Below are 13,877 nucleotides of genomic sequence, written 5' to 3'. Positions count from 1 at the left end.
CCAGAAAGCTTGCGCTCAGTCTATGCTTTTGCCCGGCCCGACACTATAGGATTCACTAACGAAAACGCTACTCAACGATCTCGCGGCTGCTGCCAGTACTGACCATTTCTGCCGCCTTCTGCTTTTTATAGCTCAGGGCGGCAGCCGGCACCGGGGAAACCTTACCGGTTTCTATCCAGCTACGCAGGCGGTTAGCGTCGGCAAAATGGGTGTATTTGCCAAAGGCGTCCATGACCACCAGCGCGACCGGACGCTGGTTGATCACCGTACGCATCACCAGGCAGTGGCCTGCTTCATTAGTGAAGCCGGTTTTCGTCAGTTGAATATTCCAGTCCGGGCGGTAAACCAGATGGTTGGTATTGCGGAATGGCAGCGTGTAGTTCGGGCTTTTGAACACCGCCATATCTTCATGGGTGGTACTAAGCTGGCCAATCAGCGGGTAGCGTCTGGTGGCGATCAGCAGTTTGGTCAGATCGCGTGCCGTAGAGACGTTCTCCGTCGACAATCCGGTAGGCTCCACATAGCGGGTATGGCTCATCCCCAGCGCTTTCGCTTTAGTATTCATCGCGCGAATAAACGCATCGTAGCCGCCCGGATAGTGGTGCGCCAGGCTGGCCGCGGCGCGGTTTTCTGAGGACATTAACGCCAGCAGCATCATATTTTTGCGGCTGATTTCGCTGTTCAGGCGCACGCGGGAGTAGACGCCGCGCATTTCTGGGGTGTGGCTGATGTCGACGTTCAGCATCTCATCCATCGGCAGGTGAGCATCCAGCGTCACCATCACCGTCATCAGCTTGGTAATCGACGCCATCGGGCGCACGAGATCGGGATGGCTGGCGAAGATCACCTTATTGGTGTTGAGATCGACAATCATTGCGCTGCCGGAGGCAATCTGCGGCTGGGAGATCGGGGCAGCGTCAGCCAGGTGAGTACTGGCTACGGCCTGACTCAGGGGAAGCTGAGTCGTAAAAAGCAACGCCAAACTAAGAAGAGACAAGCGAATTTTTGCAGGCATCTTATTAAAACTTAACCGGGAAGTGATTCAGGTGCGGATAAGCCGCACGCCGCCACCGCAAGAAGTGAGGCCACGCGGGGGCTGGCAAGCGCATAATACGCTGGAGACTCAGTATTTTCCTAGAGGATATTCGTTTCTGATGATGAACGGGAAGCCGCCGGGAGCCCGGCGGCAGAAGGTGTCAGAATAGCTGATAACCGTAGCCCCACAGCACCACGGTCAGGGCCAGCAAAACTTCCAGCACCAGTACGCCGATTGCGAGGGTAGACCCGGAAAAACGCAGGCTCTCTTCACGGTCAATATTTAAAAACAGGGGAATGCCGACGTACAGCAGATAACCAGTGTAGACCAGCGCCAGCGTGCCGATAAACACGCAGAGCCAGACCAGCGGATAAAGCGCCACGATCCCGCTAATAAACAGCGGCGTTGCGGTATAGCCAGCAAAAACGGTACAGCGTTGCAGGCTGGGACGCTGCGGATAATCCCGCGCCATCCAGTGAATGACCCGCCCCATCACGGCTACGCCGCCCAGGATTAACGCGTAAAACAGTACCGCCAGCGCAAAAGCGTTAAGCATCGACAGCGCAATTGTCTGGCCAGCGCCCAAATCCCAGCCAATTTGAGTGGTGCCGATAAACGCGCAGATCACCGGAATCAGCGCCAGCAGCAGGACATGGTGGGTGTAGTGGTGCGAGACGGTTTCATTCTCCTGCTTGATGTCACGCATCTCGCGGTCAGGATGCGCAAGAAGTCCCCATACATGGTTCATATCTTCACTCCTCTACTCTGAAAACCGCAGCCAGGGCGGGTTAACCTCAAGTATAAGTGGTCGCAGGGCGTTTGTTTTTTAACCGTTAAAAAATTATGCTAATCGCTTAAATTTACAGCGAAAAAAAAGCATTTCACCGCATCTTTCCCCACAGTTTAAGCCAGAGCGAGTAGACTTAAGTGTTTCTGCGCATCAACCGAAGGAGAGTAAATATATGGACGTCAACAGTCTCATCTCACAATACGGTTACTGGGCGCTGTTTATCGGCTGCATTGCCGAAGGGGAAACTTTCACCCTGCTGGGCGGCGTAGCGGCCCATGAAGGCCTGCTCCACTATGGCTGGGTAGTGCTGGTTGCCCTTGCGGGCGGCATTCTGGGAGATACCGCTCTGTTCTTCGTTGGCCGTCATTACGGCAACGCTATTTTAAAACGCTTCAAAAAGCACCAGAAGCAGATTGCCAAAGCCAACAGGCTGATTCGTAAGAGGCCGGTGCTGTTTGTTATCGGGGTAAGGTTTATGTACGGCCTGCGCATTGTTGGCCCGATTATCATCGGCGCAAGCGGGCTGAAGCCGCAAAAATTTATGCTGTTTAACATTATCGGCGCCGTGCTGTGGGCAACGATATTTGTGTCACTCGGCTATCTGGGCGGGGAAGTTATTGCTCCCTGGCTGCACACCATCGATCGCCACCTCAAGCAGGTCTTCTGGCTGGTGCTGATCCTGGTGCTGGTCTGGGGCATCAGGCTGTATTTTAAACGTCGTTCCGATCGTGAGCCGGAAGACGAATAACCCCTTCCCGCTCAGGGCGTAAAGCTGGGTGTCCATGACTATAGTTAAACCTGAAGGTTTCTATACTAACCACCGGGGAGAAACATGAGTCAGATAAAACGGAGAATTGAGGACCACGGCGTGATTGGTGATTTACGCACCTGCGCCCTGATTGCCAACGACGGTACGCTGGACTATTTTTGCTGGCCCAATCTGGACAGCCCTTCGGTCTTCACCGCCCTGCTGGATGGCGATGAGGCCGGGGTATTCAGCCTTGCCCCCGACTGGCCGGACGCCCGCCGCCAGCAGCTCTATCTGCCCGACACGCCGATCCTGCAAACCCGCTGGCTGGCGAAGGAAGGCGTCGCGGAGATCACCGATTACATGCCCGTCTGCCATCAGGATGAGGATCGGCCGCGCATCATTCGCCGCATCAAGATGGTTCACGGCGAAGCCACCTTCTCCCTGCGCTGCTCGCCAGTTCACGACTACGCCAGAGCCGCTACCCAGGCCAGGTTGCACCCTCACGGCGTGGAGTTCAGCGCTGAAGATCAGCCGACCCTGCGCCTGTGCGGCAAGGTTGAATTTACGCTGGACGGCGCGGCGGCAGAATCACGCTTCGTGCTGAAATCCGGCGAGTCGCAGGAATTTATCCTCGGCAGCGCCGACGACAGGCATCTGGACGAGGAGAGTGCCGGGCAGTGTTTCCAGCAGACCCTGCAATACTGGCGGCGCTGGAGCAGCCAAAGCACCTACCGCGGGCGCTGGCAGGAAATGGTAAACCGTTCGGCGCTGACGTTGAAACTGCTGACCTCGCGCAAGCACGGTTCCATAGCGGCTGCGGCGACGTTCGGCCTGCCGGAGGAGTTGGGCGGCGGGCGTAACTGGGATTATCGCGCCTCCTGGCTACGCGACGCCTCCTTCAGCATCTATGCGCTGATGCGCCTGGGCTACGTTGAAGAAGCCAGGCACTTCACCCGCTGGGTGGGACGCTGCGTAGAGAACAGCCATCACGACGTGGAGAAGCTTCAGGTGATGTACCGCCTGGACAGCGGCACCGAGTTGCAAGAGAGCGAGCTGCTCAACCTGTCGGGCTACGCCGACTCGAAGCCGGTGCGGATCGGCAATGACGCCTGGCGGCAGACGCAGTTGGATATTTATGGCGAGCTGATGGACGCAATCTATTTAGCCAATAAATATGGCGAAGCGATTTCCCATCGCGGCTGGACGCACGTCAGTAAGATGATTGATTACGTCAGCGAGAACTGGAACCAGCCCGACGCGGGAATCTGGGAGATGCGGGGTGAACCGCAGCACTTTCTGCACTCGCGGCTGATGTGCTGGGTGGCGCTGGATCGCGCCGTGCGCCTGGGTGAGAAACGTTCGCTCTCCTTCCCCTATGACCGCTGGTGCCAGGCCAGAGATAAGATCCGGGAGGATATCTGGAGCAATTTCTGGAACGAGGAGCGCGGTCACTTTGTCGCCACCCGCCACGGCGACTTTGTCGATGCGTCCATGCTGCTGATGCCGCTGGTGCGCTTCGTCGGCGCCACCGATCCAGACTGGCTGGCGACGCTGGATACCATCAAAGAGAAGCTGGTCAGTGATGGACTGGTCAGACGCTACAACCTGTCGGAGACGCCAGCCGATGGACTGGAAGGCAATGAGGGAGCCTTCACCGCCTGCTCGTTCTGGTACGTGGAGTGTCTGGCCCGGGCGGGGCGGGTGCAGGAGGCGCATTTTGAATTTGAAAAGCTGCTGAGCTACGCCAACCCGCTTGGCCTGTATGCTGAAGAGTTCGATCATCAGGGCTATGCGCTCGGCAATACGCCGCAGGCGTTGAGCCATCTGGCGCTGATCAGCGCGGCCTTTTTCCTTAATCGCAAGCTGAGCGGAGAGGATCCGCTATGGCAACCCTGATGGCAAAACGTGCGATTTACCCGGTCAGCGTCGGCTTTGTAGATCATTTTGCGTAAAGTTAGTTCAACTGTTACAAATGCTGGTTTCCTCCCGGTCGATTATGACCATATAATGTGCAGCCGGTTGAACCTGACCGGCTTAGTCACATTTATCCACTGTTACAGGCGCTTCATTTTAAAGAATATGAAAAAAAGCATTCGCGCGTTAGCCACCTTAGTCCTGGCCGTGACGGCATACAGCCACTCTGCCTTTGCCGTTGTCTATTCTCTGCCTGCGGCTAACAGCCGTCTGATCGGTGAAAATCTACAAATCACCGTGCCTGAGGACAGTAAACTCCCGCTGGAAGCCTTTGCTGCGCAGTACCAGATGGGCCTGAGCAATATTCTGGAAGCCAACCCAGGCGTTGACGTCTATCTGCCAAAAGGCGGCACTAAGCTGATCATTCCTCAACAGCTGATTCTGCCGGACGCGCCGCGCCAGGGCATCGTGATCAACAGCGCCGAAATGCGCCTGTATTACTACCCGAAAGGCACCAAAACGGTGGTTGTGCTGCCGATTGGCGTCGGTGAGTTAGGCAAAGATACGCCGATCAGCTGGACCACCGCCGTAGAGCGGAAGAAAGATGGCCCAACCTGGACACCGACCAAGAAGATGCATGAAGATTCCGTGGCCGCCGGTTCTCCGCTGCCAGCCATCTTCCCTGCCGGTCCGGATAACCCAATGGGTCTGTACGCGCTATACATTGGCCGCCTGTATGCTATCCACGGCACCAACGCCAACTTTGGTATTGGCCTGCGCGTGAGCCATGGCTGCGTACGTCTGCGCGCTGACGATATCAAATGGCTGTTCGACAACGTGCCGGTCGGCACGCGCGTTCAGTTTATCGACCAGCCAATCAAGGCCTCGGTTGAGCCGGATGGTTCCCGCATGGTGGAAGTGCATAACCCGCTTTCTCAGACCGAAGAGCAGTTTAACTCTCGCGAGCCGGTTCCTCTGACCATCACCCCAGTGGTGAACAAAGTGGTTAGCGATGCCAGCGTTGATACCGCCGCGCTGGAAGCCGCGCTGAAGGACCGCACCGGAATGCCAACCAAAGTGAACGGCGCGGCGGATAACGGGCCTGCTGCTCCACTGGTTGTACAGGAGCAGGAAGGCGCGCTGCCGCATGAAGAGCCAATGACGCCGGTCACGCCTCAGGGCGCTAACGTGGATCAAAATGCAGCGCCTGCCGATACCACCGCGCCAGCGGCCAACCCGGAAACGGGTGACGCTGACCAGCAACAGACGCCTGCCGCGACTCAGGAGGCGCAGCCTGCGCCAGCGGCGCCTGCCGCGCCAAACGACGGCACCTTCGTCGTGCCTAAGCAGCCTGGACCGGTGTATGAATCCAAGCCTGCCTCTGTCCCGGCTAAGGCCGCCGCCGCACCCGCTGCCGCTCCGGCAACCGACACCCAATCCTGAGTCGATTGAGTGAAGAGAAACGGGCCTTATGGCCCGTTTTTTTATGCTGTCTCTCGCGGTAATCAGCAGGGGATTCTGGCAAATCAGCCCGCTGGATTACATTTTATCGCGACGCCTCAGGGCCAGCCAGCCGGTCACGCAGGTGAACAGCGTCACCAGCAGTACCAGCAGAATAAAGCCGTGATGGTTATTCGCCAGCGGTATCCCACCGACGTTCATCCCGAAGAAGCCAGCAATAATGTTGACCGGCAAGGCCAGCACGGTAATCACCGTCAGGGTAAAAAGCGTGCGGTTGCTTTGCTCCAGCTGCCTGGAGGCAATCTCTTCCTGTAGCAGTCGGATGCGTTCCGTCAGACCGGTCAGATCGTTCAGCACCACGGTAAATTCTTCCGTAAACTGCCGAAGATCCTGCACCACTTCACGATCCAGCCAGGCCGGTGGACGATTGATTAGCCGGAACAGCGCCGCGGGTTCCGGCGCCAGCAAACGTTGAAAACGCAACAGCATCCGCCGCAAACGCCCCAATTCGCTGCGGTTGCTTTTAATATGGTGGCTGAGCAGGCGTTCTTCGATCTGATCCACATACAGGTTAGCCTGTCGTACAATCTGCTCCAGCACCGTTTCCTGCTCCACCAGCAGGTTGGTCAGCAGCTCGGTAGAGGAGTTAAGCGCCAGCTCATCCAGCTTGCCCTTCAGCCGCTCGATCAGCCCTACCGGCTTAAACCGGGCGCTGACCACCAGCCCAGCCTGGCACCAGATCCACAAAGTGGCATTCTGCGCGCTGCTTTCGCGCGGATCGAAAATCACGTCGTTCAGCACCGCCATCAACGCCTCATTCTGCCGCTCAATACGCGTAGTGTGTGAACCCTGCTGAATTTCGTCAAAGAACAGCTCATCGACTGAAAAGTTGTTCTGCAACCAGCGGGCAGAAGCCGCATGGCTGAGGTTCACATGCAGCCAGAGAAACCCCTCGTCAGCGGGCTTCTGCTGCCAGACCCGGCACGCCTGCTGGGCAGAAAGCGGTTGAGGAGCCACACCGCTCTGGAAAAAGTAGCCATAAATTAATCCGGCCACATCATCGGTAAAATCAGGTTTCTGAATAGTCAGGGGCTGCCGCTGGATCATAGGTGCTCTTGCCGTAAGGAAAATGTCACCAGAACGTAACGCAATTCTATTACAGACAGTTGACGCGGCTTCATGGCGAGAACTTACCGGGAATTTACTGGCAACTGCCTGTCGATTTCAGCGCCACCGCCTGGCCGAGCCTTATCCCGACTTCATCTCCTTGTCATAAAACCTGCGTACACCCTCAATGAGACGTGCTTCTCAGAGCACAACCTGGTCACTTTGCCTTAGCTAAAAGATGAAGAGGTTTTATGAGCCACAACGGAGCGATTCAGCAGAACCAGGCCAGCGCCTCACGCTCGCCTGTCTACGGTAGCAATAGCCGCTTTTCCATTATGCTGTTCATCCTGCTGGTGATCCTGGGGATTGCCTTTGCCGGGGTGAACCTGTTTAACGACGTCAGCGATGCCGGCGGCGACTTCACCAGCTACGTTCCCTTTCTGCTGTTGGGGCTGGCGCTGCTGATCGCGCTGGGTTTTGAGTTTGTTAATGGCTTTCATGACACCGCCAACGCAGTGGCGACGGTCATCTATACGCACTCCATGACGCCTAATATCGCCGTGATGTGGTCCGGGTTCTTTAACTTCCTTGGCGTGCTGCTCTCTACCGGCGTGGTGGCCTTTGGCATCATCTCGCTGCTGCCGGTGGAGCTGATTTTACAGGCGGGGACCGGCACCGGTTTTGCCATGGTGTATGCCCTGCTGTTCTCAGCCATTCTCTGGAACCTTGGCACCTGGTGGTTCGGTTTACCCTCCTCCTCCTCACATACCCTGATTGGCTCGATCATTGGCGTTGGGGTTGCCAATGCGCTGATCCACGGCCGCACCGGCACCAGCGGCGTGGACTGGGATCAGGCGCTTAAAGTGGGCTACGCCCTGCTCCTTTCGCCAATTATTGGCTTTGCCTGTTCAGCGATCCTGCTGGTGGTTATGAAGCGGACGATCAAAAAGCCGGAGCTGTATAGCGCACCGGAAGGCAATAAAAAACCGCCAATTTGGATCCGTGGACTGCTGATCCTGACCTGTACCGGCGTCTCTTTTGCCCACGGCTCAAACGATGGTCAAAAAGGGATGGGCCTGATTATGCTGATCCTGGTCGGCACGATGCCCATCGCCTACGCCCTGAACCGCTCGATTCCGGCAGATCAAAGCCCGCGCGTCGCGGCGCTAGCCACCGTGACGCAGCAGCATCTGCTGGAACTCTCCCCCGGCGAGGCTCCTCCGGCGAATGCGTACAATGTGCTGACGGACTATATTCGTACCGGCACGTTCCATCCCAACGTTTATCCCGCGCTGGCGCAGCTTAGCGGCGCAATCAGCGGTCAGATCCGTCAGTACGGCACGGTAGAAAAAATTCCTGCTCAGGCGGTTTCCAATACCCGTAATGATATGTACCTGATCTCAGAAACCATCAAGCATCTGAAGAGCGACGAACAGGTTAAATTGCCCGCACAAACCCAGCACGATCTCGACGCGCTGAAGGTCGAGCTGGACAACGCCACCCGCTTTATCCCCTGGTGGGTGAAGGTGGTAGTGGCGATCGCGCTCGGTCTCGGCACTATGGTTGGCTGGCGGCGCATCGTGGTGACGGTCGGCGAAAAAATTGGCAAAACGCATCTGACCTACGCGCAGGGCGCCAGCGCAGAACTGGTGGCGATGGCGACTATCGGCGCGGCCGACGCCTTCGGCCTGCCCGTCTCCACCACCCACGTCCTCTCTTCTGGCGTTGCCGGTACGATGGCCGCCAATCGTTCAGGCCTGCAAATGTCCACCCTGCGCAATCTGCTGATGGCGTGGGTGCTGACGCTGCCGGTCTCTATTTTACTTTCAGCCACGCTTTACTGGCTGTTTACGCACCTGTAATTGGGAGATTTTTATGGCTATGCAGAGCGATAATTTTGCAGATGAGCGTTTCCACGAGCGGCTGCTACAGGAATTTTACGACAGCTATGATGAAGAGTTGGAACTGGAACTTGATGATATTCGCTTTGGCGACGAGCGCGCTCCGGACCCCGACAAAAAAGCCTGGCGAAAATATTATTTCCGCGAGCTGCTGCGCCTGCAGGGGGAACTGGTCAAACTCCAGGATTGGGTAATGCGCACCGGTCATCGCGTGGTGATCATTTTTGAGGGAAGAGATGCCGCCGGTAAAGGCGGCGTGATCAAGCGTATCACTCAGCGCCTGAACCCCAGAACCTGTCGGGTAGCGGCGCTGCCCGCGCCAAACGATCGCGAACGGACGCAGTGGTACTTTCAGCGCTACATCGCGCATCTGCCTGCCGCTGGCGAAATCGTGCTGTTTGACCGCAGCTGGTATAACCGCGCGGGCGTCGAGCGCGTGATGGGCTTTTGTAACACTGACGAGGTGGAGGAGTTTTTTCGCAGCGTCCCCGAGTTTGAAAAAATGCTGACACGCAGCGGCATTCAGATCGTCAAGTACTGGTTCTCGATCACCGACGAAGAGCAGGAGCTGCGCTTCTTAAGCCGCATTCACGATCCGCTCAAGCAGTGGAAGCTCAGCCCAATGGATCTGGAAAGCCGCCGCCTGTGGGAGGACTACACCGAAGCGAAAGAAATTATGCTGGCGAGAACCCACATTGCCGAAGCGCCGTGGTGGGTGGTACAGGGCGTGGACAAGAAGAAGGCGCGACTGAACTGTATCAGTCATCTTCTGCGCCAAATCCCTTATGAGGAAGCGGAAGAGAAGAAAATCGCCCTGCCGCCGCGCGAGCATCACGAAGATTATCACCGCGCTCCGGTGCCGGAAAATATGATCGTACCGGAACTGTACTAAACCTGTCGGGCGGGGACTTCTCCGCCCGCCTTCTGGTTGCCGCGTTAGCTAACCGCTGTCTGGCTGCGCGTGGTCAGCCGTAATCTCAACGTCAGCGCAAAAGCAAACAGCACCACCACGGCGGCGGCCAGATAGATTGAATCCACACCCCAGTGCCCAATCAGCAGACCGGCGACGGGTCCGGTAATTCCCAGGCCAAAATCAAGGAAGGCAGAGTAAAGCCCCAGCGCAGAGCCCTGATTTTGCGGCGCAACCTGCCTGATGGCCCCGACGCCCAGAGCCGGGAAGATCAGCGAGAAGCCCAGCCCGGTCAGGAATGCGCCCAAATCAACCATCAATGACGAACCACCGTACCAGATCAGCAGCAGCCCAGCGCACTCAATGGCGAAAGAGACCAGCGAGACGCGAATGCCGCCGAAGCGCCCAATGCAGTTGCTGAACACCAGCCGCATCGCCACAAAACCCAAGCTGAACAACGTCAGTGAGAAGGCGGCGCCGCTCCAGCCGTGGCTGGAGAAATAGAGCGTGATGAAGGTGGCGATAGTGCCGAAGCCGACGGTTCCCAGCCCCAGACACAGGCCGTAAAGCCAGATGCGGGAGAACACCTGATTAAACGGAATTCGCTGCCCTACGGTGACCAGTACGCCTTCGCGTCGGGTCGCCAGCCAGAAGCCGAATGCGGCCATCAGTATAATCAGCACGGCAAAACCTGGAATGCCAGCCAGCGAATTAAGCATCACGCCCAGCGGCGCACCGACCGCCATCGCCAGATAGGTCGCCACGCCGTTCCACGAGATGACTCTGGCGCTCTGAACGGTGCCAACAATATTGATGCCCCAAAGGATCGAACCGGTAGCGGTCAGGCTTTCACCCAACCCCAAAAATACCCGGCCTGTCGCCAGCAAAATCAGGCTGGTGAGCGGACTGGCCTGGTACAGCACCGCCAGCAGGGTGAATAGCCCGCTGGCCCCGCACAAAACCAGGCCGACCAGCACAACTTTCTTTGGCCCCAGCAGGTCGGCATAGCGACCTGACTGCGGACGGCTGATCAGCGTCGAGAAATATTGCAGGCTGATAATCAGACCGGCCATAAACGAACTGTAGCCCAGTTGGTTGTGCACATAGCCCGGCAGCACGGCCAGCGGCAGGCCAATTGAGAGATAGCAAAAGAAGGTGAAAACCACCACAGAGATAATGCGTTTGTTGAGCTGTGCACTGGATAATGCGGGGGTCGGGGACATGTCGGAGCCAAAAAAATAGGTGTGATGTAAGTCACATCATACCCTTAGCAAGCTAAGATATCCTGCGAAGAATGGCAATAAACAGGAAAGGTTATCTTCGCCGCAGGGATCGGCACGAATGACGTCCTGTCTGTAGCAGTGTCGGGCGAAAAGGCACTATCTTTCACTCCGCCAGCACGGTGCATCAGGATAAAATTTTTTTGCGTCGGCCGATAAAAAAGCGGGTTTCAGCGGGTTAAGATCGGACAGGCAGTAATATACCGCTCAATCTCAGCCGAGGTTTTCATCGCGCGAATCTGACCAAACAGGTCGGTGGCCTCAGCGTACTCTTTGCGTAAATAGCTTAGCCACTGCTTGATTCGGGCAACGTGATAAAGTCCGGTATCGCCATTCTTTTCAAGCCGGACGTATTTTTTCAGCAGCCCCACCACCTCAGGCCAGGGCATATGCGGTTCGTTGTATTTGATCACCCTGCTGAGATTGGGCACGTTAAGCGCTCCGCGGCCAATCATCACCGCATCGCATCCCGTTGCCTGCAGGCAGGCCTGCGCGCTGTGCCAGTCCCAGATTTCGCCGTTGGCGATAACGGGGATACTGAGACGCTGGCGGATGTCACCAATTGCGGCCCAGTTAATCCGCTCGGCTTTATAGCCGTCTTCCTTAGTGCGCCCGTGCACCGCCAGTTCGGTAGCGCCAGCTTGCTGGACGGCATCGGCGATTTCGAACTGCTTCGCGTCTGACTCCCAGCCTAGCCGGACCTTCACGGTAACCGGAAGATGCGCCGGAACCGCTTCGCGCATGGCCTTCGCGCCGCGATAAATCAGCTCAGGATCTTTCAGCAGCGTCGCGCCTCCTCCGCTGCCGTTAACCGTTTTCGACGGGCAGCCGCAGTTCAGGTCCACGCCCCACGATCCCAGCTCTACCGCGCGCGCGGCGTTTTCCGCCAGCCATTCCGGGTACTGCCCCAAAAGCTGGACGCGCACAAGCGTGCCGGACGGCGTGCGGCTGGCGTGATGCAGCTCAGGGCAAAGGCGGTAGAAGGATTTGGCGGGCAAAAGCTGGTCGACGACCCGGAGAAACTCTGTGATGCAGAGATCGTAGTCGTTAACGTCGGTGAGCAGTTCGCGCACCAGAGAGTCCAGCACGCCCTCCATCGGGGCAAGTAAAACGCGCATGTCACAACCTGTTGGTAGCGTTGAGCAGGGGGACCTGACGGCCCCCCGGAAGAGAAGTTATCTTACGCTGGATTAGAGCGGCGCTGGCGAGTTTTGTTACGAGCTGCGCCGCTGCTGCTGCCTTCCGGCTTCGCTGAGCGTGCGCTGTCGCCCTGACGACGCTGGCCGCCGGCAGACTGGCTGCGATCGCCGCCGTTACCCCGGTTGCCGCCCTGCCCGCGAGGACCGCTGCCAGACGCTGTACGACCGCGACCGCCGCCGCCCGCTCCACCACGCTGCTGGCGGCCGTTCTGAATCGGCTCGGCTTTGATGGTCGGATCTGGCTCATAGCCGTCGATGGCGATACGTGGGATTTCCCGCTTCAGCACGCGCTCAATATCACGCAGCAGCTTATGCTCATCAACACAAACCAGAGACAGCGCTTCACCGGTCGCCGCCGCACGGCCAGTACGGCCGATACGGTGCACGTAATCTTCCGGCACGTTTGGCAACTCATAGTTCACCACATGCGGCAGCTCGGTGATATCGATGCCGCGCGCGGCGATATCGGTTGCGACCAGCACCCGAATATTACCGTCTTTAAAATCGCTCAGCGCGCGAGTACGGGCGCCCTGGCTCTTATTGCCGTGAATGGCCGCTGAGGTAATACCATCTTTGTTCAGCTGCTCGGCAAGATGGTTAGCACCATGCTTGGTACGGGTGAAAACCAGCACCTGCTGCCAGTTATCGCGTCCGATCAGGAACGACAGCAGCTCACGTTTACGCTTTTTGTCGACCATGTGAACGTGCTGAGTGATCTGCTCTGAGGCCGTGTTGCGGCGTGCCACGGAAACTTCCTGCGGGTTGTGCAGCAGTTTTTCCGCCAGCCCTTTGATCTCGTCAGAGAAGGTCGCGGAGAACAGCAGGTTCTGACGTTTGGCCGGCAGTTTTGCCAGCACGCGGCGGATATCATGGATAAAGCCCATATCCAGCATACGATCGGCTTCATCCAGCACCAGGATCTCAACCTTTGAAAGGTCCAGCGCGTTCTGGTGCTCCAGGTCCAGCAGACGGCCCGGCGTGGCGACCAGTACGTCAACGCCGCCGCGCAGTTTCATCATCTGCGGGTTGATGCTGACGCCGCCGAAGACCACCAGCGACCGGATATCCAGATATTTGCTGTAATCATGGACGTTTTCCCCGACCTGAGCGGCCAGCTCGCGGGTCGGCGTTAAGATCAGCGCGCGAACCGGGCGACGACCTTTGGGATGAGGCGAGGCACTGCTCAGCAGCTGTAGCAGCGGCAGCGTAAAGCCTGCGGTTTTACCTGTACCGGTCTGGGCGCTGGCCATCAGATCGCGGCCAGAGAGTACTACCGGGATAGCTTGACGCTGAATAGGCGTTGGCTCGTTGTAGCCCTGTTCTGCAACAGCGCGCAAAATATCGGCATTGAGGCCGAGAGAATCAAATGACATAAAGTTGACTGACTCCGGGTCCGCCCTGACCGCGTAAAGCGGTGTAGTTTCCAGGGGGAGAATATGACGCCAGGCTACGCCTGACGTTTGAAAGGGTGCACAAACCACGGTGCGTAAGTGGCGGATTATAACAGATGTTGTGTCGTTACCGGGAG

The 13,877-nt window shown here is 57.5% G+C and carries 11 protein-coding genes; 5 read left to right on the top strand and 6 right to left on the bottom strand.

The features are described from left to right. Nucleotides 1-67: 67 nt before the first annotated feature. Nucleotides 68-1,015, bottom strand: a complete 948-nt coding sequence (pbpG, locus tag NG99_RS19190; RefSeq protein ID WP_034896469.1) for a D-alanyl-D-alanine endopeptidase — start codon at nt 1,013-1,015, stop codon at nt 68-70. Between the two features lie 181 nt (nt 1,016-1,196). Next, nucleotides 1,197-1,784: a Yip1 family protein gene (locus NG99_RS19185; protein WP_034896467.1), complete on the bottom strand. Its 588-nt coding sequence runs from the start codon at nt 1,782-1,784 to the stop codon at nt 1,197-1,199. A 214-nt stretch (nt 1,785-1,998) separates the two neighbouring features. On the opposite strand from NG99_RS19185, the gene NG99_RS19180 reads away from it, so the two are divergent. The 3 genes from NG99_RS19180 (at nt 1,999) to NG99_RS19170 (ending at nt 5,934) form a co-directional block, all read left to right on the top strand. Beyond that, a complete protein-coding gene (locus tag NG99_RS19180) occupies nt 1,999-2,574 on the top strand; it encodes a DedA family protein (protein WP_034896465.1) in 576 nt (191 codons plus the stop codon). Between the two features lie 84 nt (nt 2,575-2,658). Continuing rightward, nucleotides 2,659-4,473: a glycoside hydrolase family 15 protein gene (locus tag NG99_RS19175; RefSeq protein WP_034896462.1), complete on the top strand. Its 1,815-nt coding sequence runs from the start codon at nt 2,659-2,661 to the stop codon at nt 4,471-4,473. Between the two features lie 183 nt (nt 4,474-4,656). Continuing rightward, nucleotides 4,657-5,934 (top strand): L,D-transpeptidase family protein, encoded by a 1,278-nt coding sequence (locus tag NG99_RS19170; RefSeq protein ID WP_034896459.1) that lies wholly within the window; start codon nt 4,657-4,659, stop codon nt 5,932-5,934. Nucleotides 5,935-6,030: 96 nt separating this feature from the next. On the opposite strand, the gene NG99_RS19165 is transcribed toward NG99_RS19170, so the two are convergent. Beyond that, nucleotides 6,031-7,059: a CorA family divalent cation transporter gene (locus tag NG99_RS19165; RefSeq protein ID WP_034896456.1), complete on the bottom strand. Its 1,029-nt coding sequence runs from the start codon at nt 7,057-7,059 to the stop codon at nt 6,031-6,033. A 251-nt stretch (nt 7,060-7,310) separates the two neighbouring features. Between NG99_RS19165 and NG99_RS19160 the strand changes: the two genes are divergently transcribed. Beyond that, the gene (locus NG99_RS19160; RefSeq protein ID WP_034896454.1) at nt 7,311-8,921 is read left to right on the top strand and encodes an inorganic phosphate transporter; all 1,611 of its coding nucleotides are present in this window, start codon (nt 7,311-7,313) and stop codon (nt 8,919-8,921) included. Nucleotides 8,922-8,940: 19 nt separating this feature from the next. Next, on the top strand, nt 8,941-9,852 hold the full coding sequence (ppk2, locus tag NG99_RS19155) for a polyphosphate kinase 2 (RefSeq protein WP_408606420.1): 912 nt from the start codon (nt 8,941-8,943) through the stop codon (nt 9,850-9,852). A gap of 44 nt (nt 9,853-9,896) precedes the next feature. Here the strand turns inward: ppk2 and NG99_RS19150 are convergent, their stop codons facing one another. The 3 genes from NG99_RS19150 to rhlE form a co-directional block, all read right to left on the bottom strand. Further along, entirely contained in the window at nt 9,897-11,093 is a 1,197-nt protein-coding gene (locus NG99_RS19150) for an MFS transporter (protein WP_034896448.1), read from the bottom strand. A gap of 227 nt (nt 11,094-11,320) precedes the next feature. Beyond that, entirely contained in the window at nt 11,321-12,268 is a 948-nt protein-coding gene (gene dusC, locus NG99_RS19145) for a tRNA dihydrouridine(16) synthase DusC (RefSeq protein ID WP_034896446.1), read from the bottom strand. A gap of 62 nt (nt 12,269-12,330) precedes the next feature. Further along, nucleotides 12,331-13,722 carry an ATP-dependent RNA helicase RhlE gene (gene rhlE, locus NG99_RS19140; protein WP_034896445.1) on the bottom strand — a complete coding sequence of 464 codons (1,392 nt, stop codon included), beginning with the start codon at nt 13,720-13,722 and terminating at the stop codon, nt 12,331-12,333. Between the last annotated feature and the right edge of the window lie 155 nt (nt 13,723-13,877).

The sequence above is a fragment of the Erwinia typographi genome, assembly GCF_000773975.1.
Classification (GTDB): domain Bacteria; phylum Pseudomonadota; class Gammaproteobacteria; order Enterobacterales; family Enterobacteriaceae; genus Erwinia; species Erwinia typographi.
The sequence above is the reverse complement of the archived record's forward strand: the minus strand, read 5'-3'. Positions and strand labels throughout refer to the sequence as shown.